Here is a 26,460-nt window from a genome sequence, read left to right as displayed (position 1 = left end):
CGAAGAGGCCCGATCAGACGCCGACGAGCTCGGCACCTTTGATGGTTTGACTACGCTGCCCCGAAACCCCAACCGGGACTTCCCCCTTGAGCGTCACCCGCCGCACGATGCGATCCTGGGTGCCGTAATCATCAATCGCATAATGCTGGGTCGAACGGTTATCCCAGATCGCCACGTCACCGGCCTTCCAGCGCCAGCGCACGGTGTTTTCCTGACGAATCACATGGCTCTGCAAGAGGCCAAACAAGTGCGCCGAATCGGCCTGCGAATACCCCTTGATGCGTTTGACGAAGTGCCCCAGCAGCAAGCTTTTCTCGCCGCTGATCGGGTGTACGCGCACCACCGGGTGTTCGGTCTCGTAGACGGTCGAGGTGAAGATCTTGCGATAGCGCTCAAGCTTCTCCGGCGACACGTCCGGCTTGGCCCCGGCGTAGTCGTATTCGTTGCTGTGTACGGCGACCAGTTTGTCCGCCAGCTCGCGCAGTTCGGTCGGCAGTTCGTTGTACGCAGTCGCGGTGTTGGCCCACAGGGTGTCGCCACCGAAGGCCGGCGCCACCACCGAGCGCAGGATCGAGGCTTTCGGGTAGGCGTCGACGAAGGTCACGTCGGTGTGCCAGGAGTTGGCGCGCTGGCCTTCGGCCCCGTCCAGTTCCAGCAGATAACGCGTGCCCTCACGCACCGGTACGGTCGGATGCGCCACGGGCTCGCCGAGCAGATGGGCGAAGGCTTCTTGGCGCTGATCGTCGAGCTGGGTCTGCTCGCGGAAGAACACCACCTTGTACTGGATCAGCGCTTGCTGAATGGCTTCGACCGTGGCGGCGTCCAGTTCACCGGACAGGTGCACGCCACGAATCTCGGCGCCGATACGGCCGGCCACCGGGTGGATTTCCAGCGCGTGGACAGCGGGTTTTACAGCGAGTGCGGCATTGCTCATGGGTAGACCCTCATCGACTGCTTGCGGTTGGCGGCAGCGAAACATCGCTCTATCTATATTCCATTTACATCTAATAGATATTCACATGCTTCGTTGACGGAATAAGAGCTTGCATTTAAAACCTCAAGCAACCCTCGTCGCAAATGCCTTCGAGCTATTTTTAGGATGCCGGAAAAGCATATGGATCTTCGCCAGTTGCGCTACTTCATCGCCCTCAACGAACACCGCAGTTTTGTCCGTGCGGCGGACGCCATGGGCATCACTCAACCGGCGTTCAGCCGCAGCATTCAAGGGCTGGAGCAAGAGTTCGGCTGTGTGCTGGTGGATCGCGGCAACAAGGATTTGCGCCCGACGCCCGAAGGCCAGGTGGTGCTGCAACACGCCCTGACCCTGGTGCAAGGCGCGGCGCTGCTCAGCGCCGAAGTGACGCAGATGACCAAGCTCGATGCCGGTGAGCTGCACTTCGGCTGCGGCCCGGCCCCGGCGGTGAAACTGGTGCCGGATGCGGTGGCGCAATTCATCAACGCGCACCCGAAAGTGCGCACCTGTTTTCAGGTGGATAACTGGGAAAAACTCAGCCGTGCGCTGAGCCGTGAAGAGATCGAATTCTTCATCGCCGACATCCGCCACTTCGAAGCCGACCCGAACTTCCAGACGCAGGCCCTGACGCCCAAGCGCGGCGTGTTCTTCTGCCGGCCCGGGCACCCGCTGCTGGCCAAGGAAAGCCTGTCGACCAACGACATGTTCGACTACCCGCTGGCGACCACATTGATCCCGCCGGGGATTCGCAAACTGCTGGCGAACCTCAGCGGCCGGATCGATTTTTCCCCGACCATCGAGACCGAGCACTTCCCGGCGCTGGTGAAAGTGGTGCTGCAATCGAATGCCATCGGCATCGGTACGGAAGAAGCGTTTTACGAGGACATTGCCCAGGGTTCACTGGCGCTGCTGCACTGGCGCAACCTGCCGCAGAATCTGGAGAGCATGAACGCGCGCTGCGGGATTGTCAGCCGTACCGGGTTTCGCTTGTCGCCGGCAGCGCGGGCGATGATCGAGACGTTGGTGGCGGTGGACAAGCAGGAAGTCAGCGTCGCGGTTTGAGGACGCCTTCGCGAGCAAGCCCGCTCCCACAGGGGACCGTTGTGAATACACAATCTGTGTTCACTGAAGATCCTTGTGGGAGCGGGCTTGCTCGCGAAGAGGCCCGTCCAGACGCCGAAAATTCAGAGCTTGGCCGCCGCCAGTTCAGGCGCCACCCAATCGCTGACCTTGAACGGCTTGCGAATCAGCTTCTGCTGCGCCGCCAGATCCACCGAGTCCTGCAATTTGCCGAGGAATACCGGGTCCAGCGTCGACGGAAACACTTCGCTGAGTTTCTGATCCTGCAGGTCCTGGGTCAGGATCACCGGTGGATAACTTGCCAGCCCCGACACCAGCTGCACGTAGGCATCCTTGTTGCTGTCCTGGGTCAGCCAATCCACCGCCTGCTGCTGCGCCTTGAGCAGTTTCGCCACGACCTCAGGATGCCCGTCGACAAACTTGCCGGCCCCCACCAGCACCGATTGCACGCTACCGGCGCCCCCCAGGTCCTTGGTGTTGAGCGGCAATTCGGCCAGCCCCTTGCTCTGCAAAGCGGCCAGACCTGAGCTGCCCCACGACGCATCAATCTGCTTGGCCGCCAGCGCGGCGGTGGCCCCGCTGAAGTCGAGATTGATCACCTTCAGATCCTTCTCGCTCAAGCCTTGACTGGCCAGCGCCGCATCAAACGACAACTGGGTGGCGGTGCCACGGAAGATCGCCACGCGCTTGCCTTTCAGATCCTGCAAGGTCTTGATCCCCGACCCCGGCACCACGCCCAGATACTGTTTCACCCCACGCGCACTGGCGCTGAGCAAACGTGTGTCGAGGCCATTGGATTTGCCGATGATCGCCGCGAGGTCGCCCAGATACGCCAGATCGACCTGACCGTTGGCAAACGCCTCGTTGATCACCGGCCCGGCGCCCTTGAAGAAGCTCCATTGAATCTTGATGCCCTGATCGGCGAAGGCTTTTTCGAAGATCTGCCGATCACGCAGCACGTCCACCACACCGCCGCCGCTATGCTGGGTGCCGGCGCTCAGGTCGGGCACGGCGATCCTGATTTCCTTGAGCTCGTCGGCCTGCACGGTTAACGCCAACAGGCCCGCCAATGCCGGGATGGCAAACAGACTGAAGACTCGTTTGAAGGGAAGGTTCATGGGTGCGGCTCCTTGATCACGACGGGCGTTGAGGAGCCGAAAGTAGGCCGAAGCATGACCTTCGCTTAAATACTAAAAATGCACATTTCTATAGCTTTTGACGCTAAGCAAGCAATGACGCGGGCTGCAGCGGCGTATGCATTAACAGCATCGAAAATATTCTTCGAATGCATTGGATGCGCGTCGCGCTGCAAGCCTTAAATGGTCTGGCTTATCTCTCAATAGAATTGATTTGAATTTTTATAGATCGATTTTGCATACACCGCTAGCCAATTGTGGGAGCGGGCTTGCTCGCGAAGAGGCCGTGTCATTCGCCATCACCGGCGCCTGACACTCCGTCTTCGTGAGCAAGCCCACTCCCACACAGGCACAGCGGTTCGCCATGCAACCCGACAACGGAGGTCACCCATGGCCCGTGATTCCCTGCTCAGCCTGCCGCTGCCCGCGCCACCTCTGAAAAGCCGGCGCGCGTGGCCGAGCCTCAACCAACGTCTGCTGCCATGGCTGCTGCCGATCAGCCTGTTCGCGCTGTGGTGGCTGGCCGCGCGCAATCAATGGATGAGCGAGCAGATCCTGCCGGCGCCATCGCTGGTGTGGAACAGCGCAATCGAGCTGTCCCAGGGCGAGCTGTGGAGTCATTTGTGGATCAGCCTGCAACGCCTGCTCTGGGGCTTGCTGGCAGGGATCTCTGCGGGCGCGGTGCTGGGTGCTGCGCTGGGCTTCAGCCGGCGTCTCGAGCGCCTGGTTTTCCCCACGTTCGCCGGTCTGGCACAAGTGCCGACGCTGGCTTGGATTCCGTTGTTCATGGTGTTTTTCGGCATCGGCGAAGTGCTGAAACTGGTGGTGCTGATCAAGGCTATCGTGGTTCCGGTGACTCTGCATACCTTGGTCGGCGTTCGTGATGCGCAACCGAAACTACGCGAAGCCGCCGCCGTATTGCGTCTGCCGTCGTACCTGCTGATCCGGCGCCTGGTGCTGCCCGCTGCACTGCCGGCGTTCATGGCCGGCGTGCGTCTGGCCCTGGCTGCTGGCTGGACTTCATTGCTGGCGGTGGAGCTATTGGCGTCCAGCGAAGGTATCGGCTACCTGATGGTCTGGGCACGGCAACTGTTCATGCTCGACATCGTGTTCGTGTGCATCGTGGTCATCGGTGTGTTCGGTGTAGCGATGGATCGCGGCATCGGTTTTCTCGACCGCAAACTGGTGCACTGGCCGCACCCGGCGACTGCGGAAATCCGCCGTGGCCCGCGCTATGAAGGCTGGCAGCGGCTGCAACCGTGGCTGTTGCCATTGGGCCTGATTGGCGTCTGGCAAGTGGCGAGCGATCAGCAGTGGGTCGATGCGAACATCCTGGTCAGCCCGCTGGCAGTGCTGGAAACGACCAGGAACGGTCTGCTCGACGGCACCCTGATCAGCGGCATGGCGTTGAGCCTCGGTCGTACCCTTGGCGGGTTGCTGCTGGGCGGCGGACTTGGTTTCGCCCTCGGCCTGCTGTTGGGGCTTTCACGTACCAGCGAACGGCTGCTCGGCCCGACCCTCGCCGCCATCCGCCAGATCGCGATTTTTGCCTGGGTGCCGCTGCTCACCGCGTGGTTCGGATTGGGTGAATTGTCGAAGTGGGTGTTCGTCGCCCTCGCCGCGTTTTTCCCGCTGTTCATCGCCACCCAGCGCAGCGTCGCCAACCTCTCGCCACAACTCAACGAGGCCGCGCAGGTGCTGCGCCTGAGCCTCGGTCAGCGCCTGCGTCGACTGGTGCTGCCGGGTGCGGCGCCGGGGATTTTCGCAGGGCTGCGCCTGAGCCTGATCTACGCCTGGCTCGGCACCATCGGCGCCGAATATTTCATGCCATCCAACGGCGGCATCGGCAGCCAGATGATCGGCGCCCAACAACTGCTGCGCATGGACCTGATCATGGCCGGGATGCTCCTGGTCGGCCTCACCGGCGCCCTGCTCAACCTCATCGGCCAACGCCTGGAAATTCGCGCCACTCGCTGGAGACACGCATGAACGCACCGATTGTCAGCTTCACCCACGTAGGCAAATCCTTCGACGTCGACGGCTTCGAACTGGAGGCGATTCGCGAATTCAACCTCGACATCGCCGAGGGCGAGTTCGTCGCCATCGTCGGCTCCAGCGGTTGCGGCAAATCCACCTTGCTGCGCTTACTGGTGGGGCTCGATACGCAGTTTCGCGGGCAGATCAGCGTCGATGGCAAAGCCGTCAGCGGCATCGGCGGCGAGCGTGGCATCGTGTTTCAGGAGCACCGTTTGTTTCCGTGGCTGACGGTGGCCGACAACATCGGCCTCGGCCTGGTCAACGAACCATTGAGCGCCGCTGAAAAGCAGCAGCGCATCAACGATTTCATCGATCTGGTCGGCCTGCGCGATTTCACCCGCGCCTATCCGCACCAGCTCTCTGGCGGCATGGCCCAGCGCGTGGCGATTGCTCGCGGACTGGTCGCCAGCCCACGGATTCTGTTGCTCGACGAACCGTTCGGCGCCCTTGATGCACTGACCCGTCAGCAAATGCAGGACGAGCTGCTGGCGATCCGTGACCGGGCAAAAATCACCACGATCCTCGTCACTCACGACGTCGAAGAAGCGATCTTTCTTGCCGACCGCGTGGTGGTGATGGAGCCGCGTCCGGGGCGGATCAAGCAAGTGGTTGATATCGCCCTGCCGCACCCGCGTCAGCGCAGCAGTTTCGACTTCCATCAGTTGCGTGAAGAGCTGCTGCACGAACTGACCAGTGACGACCATTACCAACCGAGCCTGCCGGTACAGATCCGCGATCTGCCGCTGTCGTTCATTGCCTGCTGAGAGGAGCTTTTCGATGCCGCAACGCCCCAACTTTCTGGTGATTCTGGCCGACGATCTCGGCTTCTCCGACATCGGCGCGTTCGGTGGCGAAATCGCCACGCCGAACCTCGATGCCCTGGCCAATAACGGCCTGCGCCTGACCGATTTCCACACCGCACCGACCTGCTCGCCAACCCGCTCGATGCTGCTGACCGGCACCGACCACCACATCGCCGGCATCGGCACCATGGCCGAAGCGCTGACCCCGGAGTTGATCGGCAAACCGGGTTACGAAGGCTATCTCAACGACCGCGTTGTGGCCCTGCCCGAGCTGCTGCGCGAGGCCGGTTACCAGACGTTGATGAGCGGCAAATGGCACCTCGGCCTGACCGCTGAACTGGCGCCGCAGGCTCGCGGTTTCGAGCGTTCGTTCTCGTTGCTGCCGGGTGCGGCCAACCACTATGGTTTCGAGCCGACTTACGATGAACACACGCCTGGCCTGCTGAAATCGACGCCAGCGCTGTACATCGAAGACGACACCTTTGTCGACGCATTGCCCAAGGATTTCTACTCGTCGGATGCCTTCGGCGACAAGCTGCTGCAGTACCTCAAGGAGCGCGATCAGAGCCGGCCATTCTTCGCCTACCTGCCCTTCTCCGCACCGCACTGGCCGTTGCAGGCACCGGCCGAGGTGGTCGAAAAATACCGTGGCCGCTACGACGCCGGTCCCGAAGTCCTGCGCCTCGAACGCCTGGAAAAACTCAAGGCGCTGGGGCTGATCGAGCCGGATGTCGAGCCACATCCGCTGATTCAACTGAATGCGCAATGGGACGCGCTGAGTGATGAGCAACGGCAGATTTCCGCGCGGGCCATGGAGGTCTACGCGGCCATGGTCGAGCGCATGGACTGGAACATCGGCCGGGTGGTCGATTACCTGCGCCAGCAGGGCCAACTCGATAACACCTTCATCCTGTTCATGTCCGACAACGGTGCCGAGGGTGCACTGCTGGAGGCGTTTCCCAAGTTCGGCCCGGAACTGCTGACCTACCTCAATCAGCATTACGACAACAGCCTCGACAACATCGGCCGCGCCAATTCCTACGTCTGGTACGGGCCGAGCTGGGCGCAGGTGGCGACCGCACCGTCACGGTTGTTCAAGGCGTTCACCACCGAGGGCGGGATTCGCGTACCGGCGCTGCTGCACTATCCGCAACTGCCGCTCAAAGGGCAGATCAGCCACGGTTTCGGCACGGTGATGGACGTCACCCCGACCATTCTCGATCTGGCCGGTGTGCGCCATCCGGGCAAGCAATGGCACGGCAAACCGGTGGCGCCGCTGCGCGGTAAATCGTGGCTGGGCTTTTTGTCCGGCGAGACGGCGCAAGTGCACGACGAGCACACCGTCACCGGTTGGGAATTGTTTGGCCGCCGGGCAATTCGCCAAGGGTCGTGGAAAGCGGTGTGGATTCCCGGGCCGGTGGGGCCGGCGACCTGGCAGCTTTATGATCTGAGCAGCGATCCGGGGGAGATTCATGATCTGGCGGCGCGTCAGCCGGACAAGCTCAACAGCTTGATCGGGCACTGGCAGCAGTATGTGGAGGAGACCGGGGTGATTCTCAGTGCTTCGCCGTTTCAGCCGGATTGAGGTTGCCTGATCCGGTGCCTTCGCGAGCAAGCCCGCTCCCACAGTTGAAATGCGTTCCCCTGTGGGAGCGGGCTTGCTCGCGAAGAGGCCCGCAAATTCACCATCAAGCCTGAGCCGTACGCGCCTCCTCCGCTACCACTTCATCCCGACGAACAAACCGGTTCGCCCGCCCAAACGTGCCGAAATCATTGAACCGAACGCCCATCTCACGCATCACCTTGTGCGCCACCGGCACGGTCATCTGCCGGATGTAAAACGGTTCCTTCACCACAAAATGGTGAATCCCGTGGCTGCTGCCAAAGTTGAAGCAGAACGCCTGCAACGGCCATAACCACCACGGGTTCAACACCTGGCATTGCTGCAGCACATTACCCGCCTCGATGTCGCCGTAGTAATGCATGTTCGAGCTGATGAAGTGCAGGCAAAAGGTGCGCAGCACGTTCGGGCCGATGATCACCACTGCCGCGATGTCGATCACCTGCATCACCGACAGCGTGGTTGCCGACCATTCAATCGGCGAGCCCATAAGGTAGGCGATGCCATTCGCCGCATGAAAACCGAGGAACACGTACCACGCGCCCCAATGCGCCAGCGCCAGCGGCGCGTAGACCTTCAGGCTGCGCTTGATGGTGCTGAATTTGTGCGCCCAGGTTTTCGCCCGCAGCATTCGGATGAACGCCGACATCACGTTATCGCCGACCATCAGCAAGCGCGCAAAACCCCATGGCTCGCCGTTGGTGATCGCCCGCTCTTCCATGTCGGTTTCGGTGCCGGAGACCTTGTGGTGATTGAGGTGCAGGTGGCGGCGGATCCACGGATTGATCGTGCTCGGCCGCGCCAGCCACACCAGACCCATCATCAGATTGTGCGGCACGCGCTGCTTGCGGAAATACATGCTGTGGATCAGGTCGTGTTCCAGCTCATGGGTCAAGGAGGCGAAAAACGCATTCAGCAGCAGGCACACCCACCACGCCATGTGGCCAGTGATGTACAGCGCCGCCGAGCCGATCATCCCGGCCAGGGCAAAGGCCAGAATGCCGGCGCCGAGGGCATCCTGATGCTGCAGAATCGGGTAGCGCTCACGCAGTTCGACCCCCTTGGCCAGCACCACTTCGCGAATATGCGCTGATCGCTGGGCAGCATTGTGTCGCGGGGGACTTGCAGAAGTACGGTCCATGCTTCCATCCTCTGGTTATTGATGTTCGCATCCTGCCTTGCTAATGCTTTAGTGGTGGTAGCCGTGAACGCCAACCTGTTGACCGGAAGCGCCAATCAGCATGAAGGAACCGACCTCTCTCGCCAGCTGGACCCGTGCCTTGCGCAAGCAACTCGATGCGCTGGGGCTGGACAGTCTCGGCCTGTGTCAACAGGCCGGGCTCGATCCACAGTTGATGGACGACCCGAACGCGCGTTATCCGTTGTCCGGCACCACGCGCCTGTGGCAACTGGCAGTACAGTTCAGCGGGGATCCGGCGATCGGCCTGCGAGTGTCGCGGTTCGTCAGCCCGACCACGTTCCATGCGCTGGGTTACGCGCTGGTGGCCAGCGGCAGCCTGCGTGAGGTATTCGAGCGCATCGTGCGTTATCACCCGGTGGTCAGCGATGCACTGGAACTGGAGCTGAGCCGCAGCGATGACCGCTATCTGTTCCGTCTGAAAATTCCGTCAGGCAATCCGGCGCCGGCCTTCGAAGCCATTGACGCGTTTGCCGCGATCTACGTGCGCACCTGCCGCAATCGCCTTGGGCGCGATTACGCGCCGCTGGCGGTATACCTGCGTCGCCCCGAACCGTCCGATGCGCATCAGTGGCACAAGGTGTTCCGCGCCCCGGTGCATTTCTCCTGCGCCGAAGATCGCCTGGAATTCGCCCTCGCCGACTTCGACAGCCACCTCGACGACGCCAACCCGGAATTGGCCGAACACAACGAAGCGGTGCTCAAACGCACCCTGGCCCAGCTCAAACCGCTGACCTGGGAGCGCAAGGTGCGCGATGCCATCGAGGAGCAACTGCCCGAAGGCGAACCCAGCGCCGAACGCATTGCACAGGCCTTGCACCTGAGCCTGCGCAGCCTGCAACGGCACTTGGCGGATGAAGGCTGTCGCTTCGACACGCTGCTCAACGAGAGCCGCGAAAACCTCGCGCTGCTGCACCTGCGCGATCCGCATTGTTCGTTGAGTGAAGTCAGCTACCTGCTGGGGTTTGCCGACACCAGCAGCTTCAGCCGCGCGTTCAAGCGCTGGACCGGGATGACGCCGGGGCAGTTTCGCGATCAGTTGCGTTGATTGATCCGGAACTGGTGCTGAAGCAACTGGCCTCTTCGCGAGCAAGCCCGCTCCCACAGTGTCCGTGTCGTACCCAAAACTCATGTACACCCGACAAACCTGTGGGAGCGGGCTTGCTCGCGAAGGCGCCAGTCAGATCACCTCAAAACCCAGCTCAAACACAGTCCCAGTGACATCACTGCTCACCCGCACCCGCCCGCCATGCAATTGCATGATCGACTGCAAAATCGCCAGCCCCAGCCCACCCGAGTCCCCAGGCTGCGTCCGTGAGGGGTCGACGCGATAGAAGCGGTCGAACAGTTTGCCCAGATGTTCTGGCGCGATCACCGGACCGTGGTTGTGGACCTGCAACCAGCACACGCCCGGTTCATCGCGGCGGCGCAGGCTGATCAGCGTGCCTTCATCGGCGTGGCGCACCGCGTTGGCCAGCAGATTACCGAGGGCGCGCTGCAGCAGTTGCTGGTCGGCCAACAGTTCGCCGTGCAGCTGGTTTTCCAGGTGCAACTGGCGATCATCGGCCAGGGCTTCGAAGTAATCGCACAGCTCGCTGCCGACGCTGTGCAGATCCAGCGTTTGCAAGTCGAGCGCGCGCTCTGCCTGTTCGGCGCGAGCAAGGAACATCAGGTTCTCGGCCATGCGCTTGAGGCGTTCGAACTCTTCCATGTTCGAGGCCAGCAGCTCCTGATACTCCGCCGTGCTGCGCGGGTGATTCAACGCCTGGCCGTTGCTGGCGAGCAAGGTGTGCAACGGGGTGCGGATCTCGTGGGCCAGATCGGCGGAAAACTGCGACAGCCGCTGCACGCTGTCGTCCAGCCGCGCGAGCATGCCGTTGAGCGCCTGCACCGGTTCGAGCAGTTCGGCGGGAGTGCCGCTGGCGGGCAGTCGCTGGTCGAGGCTGCGCAGATCAATGCCGCGCACCGCCGCGCTTAACTGGCGCAACGGTTGCAGACCACGGCGCAGCAGCACCAGGCCCAGCGCGAACGCCAGCAGCGCGCCCAGCCCGACGGCCAGGTACAGGCGCAGGCGATAACTGGCGAGCATCTGTTCACGTTCAGTGAGCACCTTGCCGGCGATCACCGTCAGCGGTTCGCCGTTCGGCCCTTGGGCGTCACCGGACAACAGCGCCAGCTCGGCGCCGTCCGGCGCTTGCCAGGTCAGCACATCGCGACGCTGTGGCGTTTGCTCGCGCGCGATTGCGTTCAATGGCGGTAGCTCGCGCTGGCGCGGGTTGATCGCGATCACGTTCGAGCCATCGGCCCGCCGCACCAGCAACAGGCTGTCGAGGTTACCGAGCATGTTCTGGTACAGCCGTGGCCGCGCCTGCAAGGCGTCGAGGCTGTCGCTGTCGGCGAGCAAGGCGCGCACCTGCTCCAGTCGACCGAGCAACGCCAGATCATCCCGGTAGGCGATTTCCGAGGCCAGCGAGCGGTAGAGAAACACGCCAATCACGCTCAACACCAAAGCGCAAACAATCGCGAACGCCAGCGCCAGGCGCCAGGCGATCGACTTAGAGCGCATCGTCGGGCGCTTCCAGTTGATAGCCGACGCCGCGCACGGTATGGATCAGTTTCGGCATGTACGGGTCATCGACCTTGGCCCGCAAACGCCGCACCGCCACTTCGACCATGTTGGTGTCGCTGTCGAAATTCAGGTTCCACACCTGCGAGGCGATCAGCGTGCGCGACAGCACTTCGCCCTGGCGGCTGGCGAGCAGTTGCAGCAGGGCGAATTCCTTGTTGGTCAGGGCAATGCGCTGACCGCCGCGACTGACCCGACGCCGTAGCACGTCGATTTCCAGATCGGCGATGCTGTAGGACTCGGCCTCGCGCAGCGGCCCGCGCCGCAGCAACGTGCGCACTCGCGCGAGCAGTTCGGCGAAGGCGAAGGGTTTGAGCAGATAGTCGTCGGCGCCCAGTTCGAGACCGCGCACGCGGTCTTCGATGGCGTCCTTGGCGGTCAGGAACAACACCGGGGTGGCGCCGCGCTGGCGGATCAGTTGCAGCAGTTGCCAGCCATTGAGGCCCGGCAGCATCACGTCGAGGATGATCAGGTCATATTCCTGCTGCTCGATGAAATAACGCCCATCGAGACCATTGAGCGCCACGTCCACGGCAAAACCCGACTCGCCCAGGCCCTTGGCCAGGAAATTCGCGGTTTTGGCTTCATCTTCTACGACCAGCAAACGCATGGCACACCTCGATTGATCAGGCACACAGGCTAGGCGCCTTCGGCCCGATTGCCCATTACAAACTTGTAATCCGACTGACGGGGTTCTGACGAAGAGCGGCGGCTAAGGTGATGTCCTTCGCTTTTGGAGCCTGTCCATGACCGTCAAATACCTCGCAGCGAGCCTCGCCCTCGGCCTCAGCGCCAGTGTTTTCGCCGCCCCTGAACTGCCGCGCCACGCTGACCTCGATCTGAAAACCGCACGCTTGCTGGCCGACTCGGCGCTGAGCAACTGCACCGCCACGGTATCGGTGCTCGACCGTGGCGGCAACCTGCTGGTGACCCTGCGCGGCGACGGCATCGGCCCGCACAACACCGCTGCCAGCCAGCGCAAGGCCTACACCGCGCTGTCGACGAAAACCCCGACTCGGCTGTTCGCCGAGCGCGCCCGCAGCAATCCGGAAACCGCCAACCTCAACACCCTCGATGAGCTGCTATTGCTCGGCGGCGGGATCCCGTTATACGCCGCTGATGAACTGGTCGGCGCCATGGGCGTGGCCGGCTCCGGCGGCGGCGAGCAAGACGAAAGCTGTGCCATCAAGGCCACCGAAAAGGCCGGCCTGACCCTCACCCGTTCCCAATAAGGAGACTGACCATGACCACCCTGCGCATGACCTTCGCCGCACTCGGCCTGAGTGCCTTCTCCAGCCTGGCGCTGGCCGCCGGCAACCCGCTGAGCGTGCACGTGCTCAACCTGGAAAACGGCCTGCCCTCGCCGGGCGTCAACGTGACCCTGGAAAAACACGTCGGCCAGAACTGGCAGCCACTGGCCCAGGGCACCACCAACGAGCAGGGGCGCATCGCCGAACTGTTCCCGGCCAAACAGCCTTTCGAGGCGGGCGAATACCGAGTGGTGTTCAAGACCGGCGAGTATTTCGAGAAGAACAAGCGCGAGACGTTTTTCCCGGAGATTCCGGTGATTTTCCAAGTGAAGCAGACTGACCAGCACTACCACATCCCGTTGCTGCTCAGCCCTTACGGGTTCTCGACCTATCGCGGCTCCTGAATCAACTGCGATCACAGGTGGGAGCGGGCTTGCTCGCGAAAGCGTTCTGTCAGTGCATGATGTGCTGGCTGACACGACGCCTTCGCGAGCAAGCCCGCTCCCACAGGGATGGCAATGTTCTTTAGAGTGTGGCCAGCGCCCGCAATCGCTCGGCATCGAGAATCTCGATCTCGCCATACCCCAGCCCGATAATCCCCTGCCCCTGCAGATCCTTGAGGATCTGGTTGGTGGTCTGGCGCGACAGCGACAACATCGACGCCAGCTGTTCCTGCGGCAGTTGCAGGACCCGGCGTGGCGCATCGATTTCGCCGTAGCCCTCGGCGATCATCAGCAAGCGATGGGCAAGGCGAGCCGGGGCCGGCAGCAGGCTCAACTGCTCAAGATTGATAAAGGTCAGGCGCAGCTTGTGGCTCATCAGCAACGCCAAGTGCCGCCAATATACCGGCTGTTCATCGAGGATTTTCAGCAGCGTGGCCTGCGGGATATTCAGCAGGGTGCACGGCCCGACCGCGTAAGCATCGTGAGTGCGTGGCTGGCCATCGAACAGGCAGATTTCGCCGAACCAGTGCGGTGCCTCGACCAGGCTCAGCAACGCCTCCTTGCCCTGCTCGCTCACCGCCCCGATCCGGATCGCGCCGTCGAGCACCGCGTACAACCCGCAAGGCGGATCACCGCGCTGGAACAAGCGCTGCCCCGCCGTCAGCCGCCGCTCCCGAGCCGCCGCCAGCAGACTATCCTGAAAGGATGCTGGCAGATGACTGAACCATTGCCCGGTCAGCAGCCGTGAACGCTTATCCATGAACACTCCCAATTGTCGCCTGCCTGACAGAGCGAACGCCGAACCCGAGGCATGCTGCACGCACCCTACAGGAGGAACAACAATGAAAAGCCTCGTCGACCATCTCAGTCAATACGCCGCCTACCACCGCGACCCGCGCAACATCGCCAGCCACTTTATCGGCATTCCGCTGATCGTGGTGGCGGTGGCAGTGTTGTTGTCGCGACCAGAGTGGTCGCTGGGCGGCTTGTGGCTATCGCCGGCGGTGCTGCTGGCACTGGCGTCGGCGTGGTTCTACCTGCGCCTGGAAGTGAAACTCGGCGTGTTAATGACGGTGCTGATGGGCCTGTCGGTCTGGGCCGGGCATGCGCTGGCGCAGCAGAGCACCATGGTCTGGCTGAGCAGCGGGCTGGCGATGTTTGTGATTGGCTGGGTGATCCAGTTTGTCGGGCACCACTACGAGGGGCGTAAACCGGCGTTTGTCGATGACGTGAGCGGGCTGATCGTCGGGCCGCTGTTTGTGGTGGCGGAAGTGGCCTTTCTGCTCGGCATGCGCCATGAGTTGAAAGAGCAGATCGAGGCGCGGGCGGGTGTGGTGCGGGTCAATCCGAATCGTGCAGCCGTGTAGACCGCTTTCGCGAGCAAGCCCGCTCCCACAATGGAATGCGTTCCAAAGGTGGGAGCGAGCCTGCTCGCGAAGCTTTTGATCTTAAAGACTGGCGACTTTCTGCCAGACCTTCGGCTTGAAGAACAGCGTTTCACCCTTGGCCAGACCAATCAGGCTGTCGTGGTCCTTCACCACTTCGGCCTCGATCAGATCAGTCTGTCCTTCGACCTTCAACGTCACTCGCGTGGTCGCACCCAACGGGCGAATATCACGCACTTCAGCGGCGTGGTGATCTTCCAGTTCATGCTTGGACAACGACACTTCGTGCGGACGGAACAGCACATGGTTGTCGTCGCTGAGCAGCAAGCGGTTCGAATCACCGAGGAAGTGATAAACGAAATCGCTGGCCGGGTTTTCGTAGACGTCGCCAGGCGAGCCGATCTGCTCGATCACGCCCTTGTTCATCACCACGATGCGGTCGGCGACTTCCATCGCTTCTTCCTGGTCGTGGGTCACGAACACCGAGGTCAGGTTGATGTCTTCGTGCAGGCGTGCGAGCCAGCGGCGCAGCTCTTTACGCACCTTGGCGTCGAGCGCGCCGAACGGTTCGTCGAGCAGCAGCACTTTCGGTTCCACCGCCAAGGCACGGGCCAGGGCGATACGCTGACGCTGACCGCCGGACAGTTGCTCCGGGTAGCGATCCGACAGCCAGTCCAGTTGCACCATGTTCAGCAGCTCATGCACCTTGGTCGCGATCTGGCTTTCGCTTGGGCGCTGGTTTTTCGGTTTCATGCGCAGGCCGAACGCGACGTTGTCGAACACCGTCATATGCCGGAACAAGGCGTAGTGCTGGAACACGAAACCGACGTTGCGATCACGCACATCGTGGCCGGAGACGTCTTCGCCGTGAAATACGATGTTGCCCTGATCCGGAGTTTCCAGGCCAGCGATGATCCGTAGCAGCGTGGTCTTGCCGCAGCCGGACGGGCCGAGCAACGCCACCAGTTCACCGCTGTGGATGTCCAGGCTGATGTTGTCCAGCGCCTTGAACGCATTGAAGTTCTTGCTGACGTTACGCACTTCGATCGACATGAATTATTCCTCCGCGGCGCTGGCGCGCAGGCGGTTGATACGGTTTTCGCTCCACTGCTTGAGCAGCAGGATGAAGAGCGCCAGGATCAGCAACAGGCTCGCCACGGCGAACGCGGCCACGTGGTTGTATTCGTTGTAGAGGATCTCGACGTGCAGCGGCAAGGTGTTGGTCACCCCGCGAATGTGCCCGGAGACTACCGACACCGCACCGAACTCACCCATGGCCCGCGCGGTACACAGCACCACGCCATAGATCAGGCCCCACTTGATGTTGGGGACGGTGACATGCCAGAACATCTGCCAGCCATTGGCGCCGAGCAGCCGCGCGGCTTCTTCTTCCTGCGTGCCTTGTTCCTGCATCAGCGGAATCAGCTCGCGGGCCACGAACGGCACGGTGACGAAGATCGTCGCCAGCACAATGCCCGGCAGGGCGAAGACGATCTGGATATCGTGATCCTGCAGCCACGGCCCGAACAGGCCCTGAGCGCCGAACATCAGCACGTAGACCAGACCGGCGATCACCGGCGACACCGAGAACGGCAGGTCGATCAGCGTCACCAGCATGCTCTTGCCACGGAACGAATACTTGCTCACGCACCACGCGGCACTGACCCCGAACACCAGGTTCAGCGGCACCGAAATCAACACGGCGATCACCGTGAGTTTCAGCGCCGACAAGGCGTCCGGTTCAAAGATCGCGGTGAAGAACGCGCCGAGGCCGTTCTTCAAACCCTGCGACACCACGATGAACAGCGGCAGCACCAGAAACAGGAAAAAGATCAGCCAGCCGAGACCGATCAGGACGCGCCGTGACGTAGCACTGCCACGGCGTGCAGCGTTGGCCGAGGACGCGGCCGCAATAGACGATTGGGACATGGTTCGCGCCTCCTTATGGGGTTTCGATGCGCCGCTGCAACAGGTTGATCAGCAGCAACAGGACAAAGGAAACCACCAGCATCAGCACGCCGATGGAAGTGGCGCCGGTGTAATCGTATTGGTCGAGTTTGACCATGATCAGCAGCGGCAGGATCTCGGTTTTCATCGGCATGTTGCCGGCAATGAAAATCACCGAGCCGTACTCGCCGACACCCCGAGCGAACGCCAGGGCAAAACCGGTCAACCACGCGGGCAACAGCGCCGGCACCAGAATATGACGGAACACCTGCAACGGTTTGGCACCGAGGCAGGCAGCGGCTTCTTCGACTTCACGGGGAATGTCAGCCAGTACCGGCTGCACCGTGCGCACCACGAACGGCAGGGTGACGAAGGTCAGCGCGAGGGTGATGCCCAGCGGGGTGTAGGCAATCTTGAAACCGAGGTCGGCGGCGAACTGGCCGACCAGACCGGTCGGGGTGTACAGCGCGGTCAGGGCGATACCGGCCACCGCCGTCGGCAAGGCGAACGGCAGGTCGATCATCGCGTCGATCACCTTGCGTCCCGGGAACGTGTAGCGCACCAGTACCCAGGCCAGCAGCGTCCCGATGATGCCGTTGATGATCGCGGCACACAGCGCCGTGCCAAAGCTCAGCTTCAAGGCGGCGAGCACGCGCGGCGCGGTGATGATCGTCCAGAACTGATCCCAGGTGAGTTGAGCAGCGTGGACGAACATCGCCGCCAGCGGGATAAGCACAATCAGGCTGAGGTACACCAAGGTGTAGCCCAGCGTCAGCCCGAAGCCGGGTATGACGGGGGAGATACGACGCGACATAAAAGTCCTTGGTTAAAAACGCATCAATGTGGGAGCGGGCTTGCTCGCGAAGAGGCCCTATCATTCAACATTCAAGTCGTCTGACACACCGTCTTCGCGAGCAAGCCCGCTCCCACATGGTTTAGTGCCCGAGCATCAGGCTCATTGTGGGTCAGATTACTGCGCCTGATAGATCTGGTCGAACACGCCACCGTCGTTGAAGAATTTCGGCTGCGCGGATTTCCAGCCGCCGAAGTCCTTGTCGATGGTCACCAGTTCCAGTTTCGGGAACTGCTGGGCGTACTTCGCCGCCACGTCCTTGTCACGCGGACGGTAGAAGTTCTTCGCCGCGATCTCCTGACCGGCCGGGCTGTACAGGTGCTTCAAGTAGGCTTCGGCGATCTGCTCGTTGCCCTTCTTCTCGGCGTTCTTGTCGACCACGGCCACCGGTGGCTCGGCAAGGATCGACAGCGAAGGCACAACGATGTCGAACTTGTCGGCGCCGCCGTCTTCTTTCAGCGCCAGGAACGCTTCGTTTTCCCAGGCCAGCAACACGTCACCCTGACCGTTGTTGACGAAGGTGATGGTCGAGCCGCGAGCACCGGTGTCCAATACCGGCACGTGCTTGAACAGGGTCTGTACGTATTCCTTGGCTTTTTCTTCGTTGCCGCCGTTGGCTTTCAGGCCATAGGCCCACGCGGCGAGGAAGTTCCAGCGTGCACCACCGGAGGTTTTCGGGTTCGGGGTGATCACCGAGACGTCGTTCTTGACCAGGTCGCCCCAGTCCTTGATGCCTTTCGGGTTGCCCTTGCGCACCAGGAACACGATGGTCGAGGTGTACGGGGTGCTGGCATCCGGCAGACGCTTCTGCCAGTCGGCCGGCAGGGTCTTGCCGAGCTTGGCGATTTCGTCGATGTCGCCGGCCAGGGCCAGGGTCACGACGTCGGCACGCAGACCGTCAATCACCGCCCGGCCCTGCTTGCCCGAACCGCCGTGGGATTGCTGGATTTTCACGGTGTCGCCGGCATGATCCTTCTGCCAGAACTTGATGAATTCGGCGTTGTAGTCCTGATACAGCTCGCGCGTCGGGTCGTACGACACATTGAGCAGTTCGTAATCCTTGGCAACCGCGGAACCGGCAAACACAGCACTGGCCAGCGCGGCCAAAGCGTAACGGCGAATCGACGACATGGTGAAAGCTCCTGGAATTCTTGGTGGTGGCTTTTTCTTATGTGTTGCTGGAATCGGGTGCTCATTCAAAGATCGCCGCCTGCGCCAGCGCTTGCGCACAGCCCCCTGCAAAAGCTGGCGCAGGCTGCGATCTTTTTCAGCTCGGCTTGTTACCCGGCTGCTGCAAACGGAATTTCTCTTTGCGTTCGATCTGCACGACTTGAGCGTTGTGCACAGTGATCTCCACCGCGCCAAATCGCAGATCGCGCAGGGCGCTCTGGATCTCACGCAAAATGGTGGTTTCGTCCTGACCGTCAACGCTGCGAAGGGATGCGCTCATGGTGCTGCTCCTTTGAATGGGAAATGCCTGGCAGTGGGCGGCACTGCGTTCGGCGTGGGAGCAATATAAGAGAGGCGCAGATATTCTTAAAAAGACTATTTAAGAATGTTTATATAACTGGAAAACATTATCTGACGGAGCAAGGGTTTGCGCGGTGTTCCCGCTACGAAAGAACACCGCCCCCCTGTGGCGAGGGAGCTTGCTCCCGCTCGAGTGCGCAGCGCTCGCCGTTTTTTTGGGCCTGCTACGCAGTCCAGCGGGAGCAAGCTCCCTCGCCACAGAATCGGACTCAACCGATAAACGGTGCCCGCGCCCAATCAATCTCCCCCGCCGGCACCGGCCGCCCAAACCAGTAACCCTGCCCCAGATCACATTCCTGCTCCAGCAGAAACGCCGCCTGCTCGGCCTGCTCGATGCCTTCGGCATGCACCTGCATGCCCATGCTGCGAGCCAGGGCGATGATCACCCGGACGATCGCCGCATCATCCTCGTCCCACGGCAGACCGGCGACGAAACCCTGATCGATCTTCAACTTCTGCACCGGCAGGCGCTTGAGCCGCAGCAGCGACGAGTACCCGGTGCCAAAGTCATCAATCGCCAGGCGAATACCCAACTCACGCAGACGATGCATCTGCTCCAGCGCCACTTCCGGGTCATCCATCACCGCGCTTTCGGTGACTTCCAGTTCCAGATACGCCGGATCCAGCCCGGTCTCGTGCAGCACCTGCGCCACCTGCTGGTACAGCTCACGCCGGGCAAACAGGCGCGACGACACATTCACCGCCACGAACGACAACACCACCCCGGCCTGCTGCCATTGGCACATCTGCGAACACGCCTGACGCATCACCCAGGCGTCGATTTCGGCAATCAGCCCGGTGCGTTCGGCAATCGGGATGAATTCCGCCGGCGACACCAGACCGCGCTGCGGATGCTCCCAGCGCACCAGCGCTTCGACGCCGATCAGCCGACTGCTGTGCAAATCGTGAACCGGTTGGTAATAGACGCGCAGCTCCTGCTGCTCCAGCGCGCGACGCAGCTCGAAGGCAATCTCGACCCGTTGCTGCGCATGCGCGGTCAACTCTTCGGTGTACAGCGCGTAGCCGTTACGCCCGCTGCTCTTGGCCTTGAACAGCGCGGCGTCGGCATTGCGCAGCAATTGATCGGCACTCAATGCATCGCTGGGGAACAGGCTGATACCGATACTGGCGTTGATGAACAGCTCATGCCGATCGATGCAGAAGCGCTCCTTGAGCGCATCGAGAATGCGTTGGGCCAGCGCCGCCGCCTGAACCAGCTGTGGACAACTCTCCGCCAGCACCGCGAACTCGTCACCGCCAAGCCGTGCCAGGGTAATCCCCGGGCCAAACAGTTCCTGCAGGCGCGCCGACACCGCTTTTAGCAGGCGATCCCCAACGTTGTGCCCGAGGCTGTCATTGATCATCTTGAAGTGATCCAGATCGATCAGCAGCAGGGCGCAGCCACGTTTGTGGATCTGCGCCGACGCCAGCGCCTGCTCGGCGCGGTCGCTGAACAACAGACGATTGGGCAGATCGGTCAGCGGGTCGTGGTGAGCAAGGTGCTTGAGTTCGTGTTCGGAGTCCTTGATCGCACTGATGTCGGAAAACACTGCCACGTAGTGACTGAGCCGGCCCTGATCATCGTGAATCACGCGGATGGTCTGCCACTGTGGATAAATCTCGCCGCTTTTACGCCGGTTCCAGATTTCTCCGCTCCATTCACCCTCCGCCTCCAACGTGGCGAACATCGCCTGATAGAAGCCCGGCGGATGGTGGCCGGACTTGAACAGGCTCGGTTGATGCCCGAGGACTTCTTCGCGCTGATAGCCGGTGATCTCCATGAACGCGCGGTTGACGTGCACGATCAGGCCCTGACGGTTGGTCACCAGCACGCCTTCGCGGGTGCAATCGAACACCGCTGCCGCCTGGCGCAGGCGCTCGCGATCAGCCTGCCGCTCACGCAACCGCGCGCCGATGCCGAGAAACTCGCACAAGCGCACGCGGGCCAGAAAAATCAGCCCGGCACTGAGCGCCGCCCAGACGTAACCGTTGATCAGTTGCCAGCGCAGTTGATCGACGGACTCATCGAAGAAATTGTTTAATAAATAACCAGTACCTTGCAGCCAGACGGCGGCAAGCACGAGATAGAGCAGCGCTGCACGCAAGGCATCGCGATAAGTGGCAGACATTCGGCTGTCCATGTCCCTACAAAAAGGTTGGAATTATAGGTCAAGAAACATCCAGCGACTCTTATCTGAAAGGGCGACTGGTTTTATCTGTGTGCTTGGTGATAATGCAACGGCTGTTTTTATCTTTATCGAGGGCCCTATAGCCTATGTGGTACGAAGGTTTTCTTGGCTTGTCGGCCTGGTCACTGGTCGCGGTCACCCTGCTGATGACCCACGTGACAATTGTCGCCGTCACGGTCTATCTGCACCGTTACTCGGCCCACCGTTCGCTTGAGCTGAACGCCGGTCTGAAACACTTTTTCCGCTTCTGGCTGTGGCTGACCACGGCGCAGAACACCCGCGAGTGGACCGCCATCCACCGCAAACACCACGCCAAATGCGAAACCGAAGATGACCCGCACAGTCCGGTCATCAAGGGCCTGTCCACCGTGCTGCGCAAAGGCGCCGAGCTGTATCGCGCCGAGGCCGAGAACCCGGAGACCCTGCGCATCTACGGCAAGAACTGCCCCGAAGACTGGATCGAACGCAACGTCTACAGCCGCTATCCGCTGCTGGGCGTCGCCATCATGGGCGTCATCGACCTGCTGCTGTTCGGCACCATCGGCATCACCATCTGGGCGATCCAGATGATGTGGATCCCGGTCTGGGCGGCCGGCGTGGTCAACGGTCTCGGCCATGCCATTGGCTATCGCAACTTCGAATGCCGCGATGCGGCAACCAATCTGGTGCCATGGGGCATCCTGATCGGTGGCGAAGAACTGCACAACAACCATCACACCTACCCCAACTCGGCCAAGCTGTCGGTGAAGAAGTGGGAGTTCGACCTCGGCTGGGCATGGATCAAGGTCTTCAGCTTCTTCGGTCTGGCCAAGGTGCAGCGCGTGGCACCGATTGCCCACCGTGTCGAAGGCAAGGGCAATCTGGACATGGACACCGCCATGGCGATCCTCAACAACCGGTTCCAGATCATGGCCCAGTACCGCAAATTGGTGATCGGGCCGCTGGTCAAGCAGGAGCTGGACAAGGTCGATCATTCGGTACGCCATCAATTCCATCGGGCCAAACGCCTGCTGTCGCGGGAAACCAGCCTGCTGGAAGACCGTCATCACTTGCGCATCCAGAACATGCTCGAGCACAGCCAGGCGCTGAAGGTCATTTATGAAAAACGCCTGGCCTTGCAGCAGATCTGGGTCAAGACCAGCGCCAATGGCCACGACATGCTCGCCGCCATCAAGGAATGGGTGCACGAGGCCGAGGCCAGCGGCATTCAGTCCCTGCGTGAATTCGCCGATCAGTTGAAAACCTACTCGTTACGCCCCGCCGCAGTCTGACTGCGGTGAATGAGTCCCCTGTGGTGAGGTGATTCATTCCCGATCGACTGCGCAGCAGTCGTAGATCAAGCGACGCGTTTTGACAGACAAAACGCGTCGTTCCTACCGCCCGGCGGGAGCAAGCTCCCTCGCCACAAAAGCGCGGAACTAAGCCAACAATCCCCTATCTCAAAGACACTTCGCCACCCCGGCGGGCAGTACTGTGGCCGTTGTCGATATTGCGGCACGCCCTTTGAGATAAGTGCCGATGGTCAACAACAATCAAAAAGACTCATCCCTCCCGCAGTGGCCCGAAGCCGCGCAAACCCTGATGGCACTGATGCACGCCCAAGGTGAAGTGGCGCGCCTGAGCGAACGCGAACAGCTGTTCAGCTCATTGCTGGTGAGCGTCAACGCGGTACTCTGGGCCTTCAATTGGGAAACCCGTCAGGTGCTGTATGTCAGCCCGGCCTACGAGCGGATTTTCGGTCGCTCCGCAGGGCTCTTGCTGGCCGACTATAACCAGTGGCGCGACAGTATCTACCCCGACGACCTGGACTACGCCGAACGCAGCCTTGCCGAAGTGCTGCACAAAGGCGCAGTGGAAGACCGCGAATACCGGATCATCGCCGCCGACGGCCAGGTCCGTTGGCTCAGCGACAAGTGCTTCATCAATCGTCAGGATGAGCCTGGGCAACCGGTGATCATCGTCGGTATCGCCGAGGACATCACCGACAAAAAGCACATGGAAACCGAGCTGCAACGTCTGGCCACCACTGACGTGCTGACCCAGAGCAGCAACCGCCGCCATTTCTTCGAATGCGCCAACCGCGAGTTCGAAGAGGCGCGCCTGCAAGGTGCGCCTCTAGCCTTTCTGCTGCTGGATATCGATGACTTCAAGCTGATCAACGACAGCTACGGCCATCCGGAAGGTGACAATGTGCTGCAGCGCATCGCCGAGTGCGGGCGCGGGTCGTTACGCCGCGGCGATCTGTTCGGACGCATCGGCGGCGAGGAGTTCGCCGCCGTGTTCCCCGCTTGCGCACCGGACATGGCGATGCAGGTGGCCGAGCGGCTGCAGCAGGAGATTCAACGGTTGAGCTTCAATATCGACGGCCAGACCTTCAGCATCACCGTCAGCCAGGGATTGACCAGCCTCAAGGACGAAGACCAAAGCCTCGACAGCCTGTTCGCCCGGGCGGATGCGGCAATGTATGAGGCCAAGCGTCAGGGCAAGAACCGAATCATCTCTGCCTGATCAAGAATTTCAGCCACCCAGAGATCCAATGTGGGAGCGGGCTTGCTCGCGAAGGCGTTGGGTCATTCAGCATTTGTGGTGCTGATAGACCGCCTTCGCGAGCAAGCCCGCTCCCACAGGGGTTTATGCAAATCCGGTTACTTACGCATCCGCATCAATTCCGGCAGCCCGATCTTCAGCAGCCGCGCCGTACGACTCTTCGCCAGCTCTTCAACGCCCTCATGCTCGGTCAGACGGGCCATTTGCGCCGCCATGTTCATCACCAGCGCCTCACGGGAATACACCCCGCCACCGAGCTGGTAAACCGAAGCAATCAGCTCCCGCAGCTCCAGCGGCAAGCGCCAGCGTGTGCGCAACGCCGAACCGTAGGCCGCGCCGAATTCCGCCAGCGCCTCGCCGACTTCCTCCAGTTCATCCAGTGCGCCACCAGCCTGCTGCCACTCCTGCAAACAGCGCAGCAACGCCAGGTCACCGAGACGATGCAACATACCGGCGCAGTAGCAACGCTCCTGATCCAGATCGAGCAGGCGCGCCAGCGTGCGCGCGTATTCCGCGGTGTGCAGCGACAGCCCCCAGTAGCGCTCGGCGTAGTCCGCCAGGCACGGGTCACTGAGCTTGGCGCTGCGTTTGAGCGCCAGGCCGAGGATCAGGTTCATGCTCTGCCCGGTGCCGAGGCGATGCAGCGCCTGCCCGAGGGTCTGTACCGCTGCGCCATGATGCTGCGCCGCGCTGTTGGCGGCGGCGATCAGCACGGCGGTGATCTGCGGATCGGTACGGATCTCTTCTTCCAGCAGCTTCAGGTCGAGGCCATTGGGATTGAGGCTGCGTTTGACCGCCACCTGCACATCGGTCATCAACGGCGCACCGTCGGCCTGCTCGCGGCGTCGCTCGAGGAACACCGACAAGGTCATGCCCGGCGCCAGCGTCGGCACTTCGCAGAACACCTCTTCACCCGCGTTCAGCAGCAAACCCTGCAGCCGCTCGGTCAGGCTTTCCATGTTCAACGGTTTGGTCAGGTAGGCCGTCGGGGCCAAGGGTATGGCTTCGCGCACGCTGGCGCTGTCGTTACGACTGCTCATCAGAATGAACGGCAGCGGCGGATTGCGTTTGCGCTGACGCACGCTGCGCAGCACGCTCAGACCGTCGATGCCCGGCAACTCCCAATCGACGATGGCCAGGTCATACGGCACTTCGCTAAGCAACGACAGCGCTTGCTGGCCGTCGGCACACAGATCCAGTCGCGCATCGCAGCGCACATTGAGCAGCACTTGTTTGAGCAGGTCACGAGACCATGGGTCAGCCTCGGCAATCAGCACCCGAGGTACGGCGGGTAAATCAACGGCAGTCATGCGCGCTCTCCCTTGCAATGCCTGAACCTTAGCCAATGCTGGCCTTTCGATACAGCGCAAAAGCGCCTGATGTGTTTCAAGGGACGTAAAAAAACCCGCCGAAGCGGGTTTTTTGTCGAGCCGATCACACAGTGCCGGGCTTACAGCTCCGAGAAGCACTCTTCGATGATCGCCAGACCTTTGTCCAGTTGCTCGTCCGGCGAGGTCAGCGGTACGAGTACGCGCAGCACGTTGCCGTAGGTGCCGCAGGACAACAGGATCAGGCCCTTGTCACGCGCCTTGGCCACGACTGCCGCAACGGCAGTCGGGTTTGGCTTGTGGCTGTCGCCGTTTTCGAACAGCTCGACTGCGATCATCGCGCCCAGGGCACGCACTTCGCCGATCACCGGGTACTTGGCCTGAATGGCCTTCAGGCCAGTCACCAGACGCTCGCCGACAGCCTTGCAGCGGTCCAGCAGTTGTTCTTCTTCGAACACTTCCATCACGGCCAGGGCCGCAGCGCAAGCGATCGGGCTACCGGCGTAGGTGCCGCCGAGGCCGCCTGGAGCGATGGCGTCCATGTATTCGGCCTTGCCGCAGACACCAGCCAGCGGGAAGCCGCCAGCGATGGATTTGGCGAAGGTGGTCAGATCGGCAGCAACGCCCATCTGCTCCATGGCGAAGAAGGTGCCGGTACGGCCAGCGCCGGTCTGCACTTCGTCAGCGATCAACAGGATGCCGTGCTGGTCGCACAGGGCACGCAGACGCTTCATGAATTCTTTCGGCGCGACGTAGAAACCACCTTCACCCTGCACAGGCTCGATGATGATCGCGGCGATGTCTTTCGGCTCGGCGTCGTTCTTGAAGATGCGTTCGATGGACGCGATCGAATCGTCGATGCTCACACCGTGCAGTTCGTTCGGGTACAGCGCGCGGAAGATGCCGCCTGGCATCAGGCCCATGCCGGCCGAGTAAGGCACGACTTTACCGGTCAGGCCCAGGGTCATCATGGTGCGACCGTGGTAGGCGCCGGTGAAGGCGATCACACCGGCACGGCCAGTGGCGGCACGGGCGATTTTCACGGCGTTTTCCACGGCTTCGGAACCGGTGGTCACCAGCAGGGTTTTCTTGGCGAAATCACCTGGCACCTTGGCGTTGATCTTTTCGCACAGCTCAACGTACGGCTCGTAGGCCAGTACCTGGAAGCAGGTGTGGGTCAGCTTGTTCAGCTGTTCGGTCACGGCCGCGATGATTTTCGGGTGCACGTGGCCGGTGTTCAGCACAGCGATACCGCCGGCGAAGTCGATGAATTCACGACCTTCAACGTCAGTCACGGTAGCGTTCTTTGCCGATTCAGCGAAGATCGGGTGAATCTGGCCAACACCACGTGGAACAGCTGCGGTACGACGGGCCATCAGTTCAGCGTTAGTCTTGCTCATTACAGTCCTCATTCACCGCTCATCGGGCGGCGTGGCTCAAGGATTAAGCGGGAGGAATCGGCGGTGGCAGCATGCGATGATCGACTGCCACGGCGTTTCCGGCCGCAGAGAAAA

24 protein-coding genes are annotated in these 26,460 nt (G+C 61.6%); 10 read left to right on the top strand and 14 right to left on the bottom strand.

The genetic code is table 11. From position 1 onward, the window contains the following. Positions 1-13: 13 nt before the first annotated feature. Positions 14-934, bottom strand: a complete 921-nt coding sequence (locus LCH64_RS06170; RefSeq protein WP_103485228.1) for a TauD/TfdA family dioxygenase — start codon at positions 932-934, stop codon at positions 14-16. 180 nt (positions 935-1,114) lie between these two features. On the opposite strand from LCH64_RS06170, the gene LCH64_RS06165 reads away from it, so the two are divergent. Continuing rightward, positions 1,115-2,035, top strand: a complete 921-nt coding sequence (locus LCH64_RS06165; protein WP_045122247.1) for a LysR family transcriptional regulator — start codon at positions 1,115-1,117, stop codon at positions 2,033-2,035. A gap of 122 nt (positions 2,036-2,157) precedes the next feature. Here the strand turns inward: LCH64_RS06165 and LCH64_RS06160 are convergent, their stop codons facing one another. Next, on the bottom strand, positions 2,158-3,171 hold the full coding sequence (locus LCH64_RS06160; RefSeq protein WP_226499759.1) for an ABC transporter substrate-binding protein: 1,014 nt from the start codon (positions 3,169-3,171) through the stop codon (positions 2,158-2,160). A 408-nt stretch (positions 3,172-3,579) separates the two neighbouring features. On the opposite strand from LCH64_RS06160, the gene LCH64_RS06155 reads away from it, so the two are divergent. From LCH64_RS06155 to LCH64_RS06145, 3 genes are read left to right on the top strand one after another with little or no spacing between them, the layout of a single operon-like run. Then, entirely contained in the window at positions 3,580-5,178 is a 1,599-nt protein-coding gene (locus tag LCH64_RS06155) for an ABC transporter permease (RefSeq protein ID WP_226499758.1), read from the top strand. Next, the gene (locus LCH64_RS06150) at positions 5,175-5,990 is read left to right on the top strand and encodes an ABC transporter ATP-binding protein (RefSeq protein ID WP_134785163.1); all 816 of its coding nucleotides are present in this window, start codon (positions 5,175-5,177) and stop codon (positions 5,988-5,990) included. The genes LCH64_RS06155 and LCH64_RS06150 overlap by 4 nt, the downstream gene beginning before the upstream one ends. A gap of 13 nt (positions 5,991-6,003) precedes the next feature. After that, the gene (locus LCH64_RS06145; protein WP_226499757.1) at positions 6,004-7,614 is read left to right on the top strand and encodes an arylsulfatase; all 1,611 of its coding nucleotides are present in this window, start codon (positions 6,004-6,006) and stop codon (positions 7,612-7,614) included. Between the two features lie 103 nt (positions 7,615-7,717). Here the strand turns inward: LCH64_RS06145 and LCH64_RS06140 are convergent, their stop codons facing one another. Then, positions 7,718-8,791, bottom strand: coding sequence for a fatty acid desaturase (locus LCH64_RS06140; protein WP_226499756.1), 1,074 nt, complete (start codon positions 8,789-8,791; stop codon positions 7,718-7,720). 100 nt (positions 8,792-8,891) lie between these two features. Between LCH64_RS06140 and LCH64_RS06135 the strand changes: the two genes are divergently transcribed. Then, entirely contained in the window at positions 8,892-9,896 is a 1,005-nt protein-coding gene (locus tag LCH64_RS06135) for an AraC family transcriptional regulator (RefSeq protein WP_003220532.1), read from the top strand. 132 nt (positions 9,897-10,028) lie between these two features. Here the strand turns inward: LCH64_RS06135 and LCH64_RS06130 are convergent, their stop codons facing one another. Together LCH64_RS06130 and LCH64_RS06125 are read right to left on the bottom strand one after the other, a co-directional pair. Next, complete coding sequence (locus LCH64_RS06130; protein ID WP_226499755.1) at positions 10,029-11,414, bottom strand: heavy metal sensor histidine kinase; 1,386 nt, start codon at positions 11,412-11,414, stop codon at positions 10,029-10,031. Further along, entirely contained in the window at positions 11,404-12,084 is a 681-nt protein-coding gene (locus LCH64_RS06125) for a heavy metal response regulator transcription factor (RefSeq protein ID WP_003220524.1), read from the bottom strand. The genes LCH64_RS06130 and LCH64_RS06125 overlap by 11 nt, the downstream gene beginning before the upstream one ends. A 136-nt stretch (positions 12,085-12,220) precedes the next feature. Between LCH64_RS06125 and LCH64_RS06120 the strand changes: the two genes are divergently transcribed. Next, positions 12,221-12,706, top strand: a complete 486-nt coding sequence (locus LCH64_RS06120) for a heme-binding protein (protein ID WP_226499754.1) — start codon at positions 12,221-12,223, stop codon at positions 12,704-12,706. 11 nt (positions 12,707-12,717) lie between these two features. Continuing rightward, on the top strand, positions 12,718-13,128 hold the full coding sequence (uraH, locus tag LCH64_RS06115; RefSeq protein ID WP_097086822.1) for a hydroxyisourate hydrolase: 411 nt from the start codon (positions 12,718-12,720) through the stop codon (positions 13,126-13,128). 121 nt (positions 13,129-13,249) lie between these two features. On the opposite strand, the gene LCH64_RS06110 is transcribed toward uraH, so the two are convergent. Continuing rightward, the gene (locus tag LCH64_RS06110; RefSeq protein WP_003220518.1) at positions 13,250-13,927 is read right to left on the bottom strand and encodes a Crp/Fnr family transcriptional regulator; all 678 of its coding nucleotides are present in this window, start codon (positions 13,925-13,927) and stop codon (positions 13,250-13,252) included. Between the two features lie 82 nt (positions 13,928-14,009). Here LCH64_RS06110 and LCH64_RS06105 point away from each other — a divergent pair, with 82 nt between their 5' ends. Next, positions 14,010-14,534 (top strand): Mpo1-like protein, encoded by a 525-nt coding sequence (locus tag LCH64_RS06105; RefSeq protein ID WP_003220516.1) that lies wholly within the window; start codon positions 14,010-14,012, stop codon positions 14,532-14,534. A gap of 81 nt (positions 14,535-14,615) precedes the next feature. On the opposite strand, the gene LCH64_RS06100 is transcribed toward LCH64_RS06105, so the two are convergent. The 6 genes from LCH64_RS06100 to dibA form a co-directional block, all read right to left on the bottom strand. Continuing rightward, on the bottom strand, positions 14,616-15,605 hold the full coding sequence (locus LCH64_RS06100; protein WP_003220514.1) for a sulfate ABC transporter ATP-binding protein: 990 nt from the start codon (positions 15,603-15,605) through the stop codon (positions 14,616-14,618). A 3-nt stretch (positions 15,606-15,608) separates the two neighbouring features. Further along, positions 15,609-16,481 carry a sulfate ABC transporter permease subunit CysW gene (gene cysW / locus LCH64_RS06095; protein ID WP_003220512.1) on the bottom strand — a complete coding sequence of 291 codons (873 nt, stop codon included), beginning with the start codon at positions 16,479-16,481 and terminating at the stop codon, positions 15,609-15,611. A gap of 13 nt (positions 16,482-16,494) precedes the next feature. Next, the gene (gene cysT, locus LCH64_RS06090) at positions 16,495-17,313 is read right to left on the bottom strand and encodes a sulfate ABC transporter permease subunit CysT (RefSeq protein ID WP_003220511.1); all 819 of its coding nucleotides are present in this window, start codon (positions 17,311-17,313) and stop codon (positions 16,495-16,497) included. 156 nt (positions 17,314-17,469) lie between these two features. Further along, complete coding sequence (locus LCH64_RS06085; RefSeq protein WP_226499753.1) at positions 17,470-18,483, bottom strand: sulfate ABC transporter substrate-binding protein; 1,014 nt, start codon at positions 18,481-18,483, stop codon at positions 17,470-17,472. A 136-nt stretch (positions 18,484-18,619) separates the two neighbouring features. Continuing rightward, the gene (oscA, locus tag LCH64_RS06080; RefSeq protein ID WP_003220508.1) at positions 18,620-18,802 is read right to left on the bottom strand and encodes a sulfur starvation response protein OscA; all 183 of its coding nucleotides are present in this window, start codon (positions 18,800-18,802) and stop codon (positions 18,620-18,622) included. Positions 18,803-19,091: 289 nt separating this feature from the next. Further along, entirely contained in the window at positions 19,092-21,011 is a 1,920-nt protein-coding gene (gene dibA / locus LCH64_RS06075) for a phosphodiesterase DibA (RefSeq protein ID WP_226499752.1), read from the bottom strand. A 146-nt stretch (positions 21,012-21,157) separates the two neighbouring features. On the opposite strand from dibA, the gene desA reads away from it, so the two are divergent. Both desA and LCH64_RS06065 read left to right on the top strand, forming a co-directional pair. Next, the gene (desA, locus tag LCH64_RS06070) at positions 21,158-22,342 is read left to right on the top strand and encodes a delta-9 fatty acid desaturase DesA (protein ID WP_003220506.1); all 1,185 of its coding nucleotides are present in this window, start codon (positions 21,158-21,160) and stop codon (positions 22,340-22,342) included. A 247-nt stretch (positions 22,343-22,589) separates the two neighbouring features. Next, positions 22,590-23,579, top strand: a complete 990-nt coding sequence (locus LCH64_RS06065; protein ID WP_226499751.1) for a sensor domain-containing diguanylate cyclase — start codon at positions 22,590-22,592, stop codon at positions 23,577-23,579. Positions 23,580-23,716: 137 nt separating this feature from the next. On the opposite strand, the gene LCH64_RS06060 is transcribed toward LCH64_RS06065, so the two are convergent. Further along, positions 23,717-24,928, bottom strand: coding sequence for a response regulator (locus tag LCH64_RS06060; protein ID WP_003220504.1), 1,212 nt, complete (start codon positions 24,926-24,928; stop codon positions 23,717-23,719). 140 nt (positions 24,929-25,068) lie between these two features. Further along, the gene (gene gabT / locus LCH64_RS06055) at positions 25,069-26,346 is read right to left on the bottom strand and encodes a 4-aminobutyrate--2-oxoglutarate transaminase (RefSeq protein ID WP_003220503.1); all 1,278 of its coding nucleotides are present in this window, start codon (positions 26,344-26,346) and stop codon (positions 25,069-25,071) included. Between the last annotated feature and the right edge of the window lie 114 nt (positions 26,347-26,460).

It is taken from the genome of Pseudomonas sp. MWU16-30322 (assembly GCF_020515535.1).
GTDB classification, from domain to species: Bacteria; Pseudomonadota; Gammaproteobacteria; order Pseudomonadales; family Pseudomonadaceae; genus Aquipseudomonas; species Aquipseudomonas fluorescens_H.
Note: the sequence above shows the minus strand (reverse complement) of the source record. Positions and strands in the feature narration are given on the sequence as shown.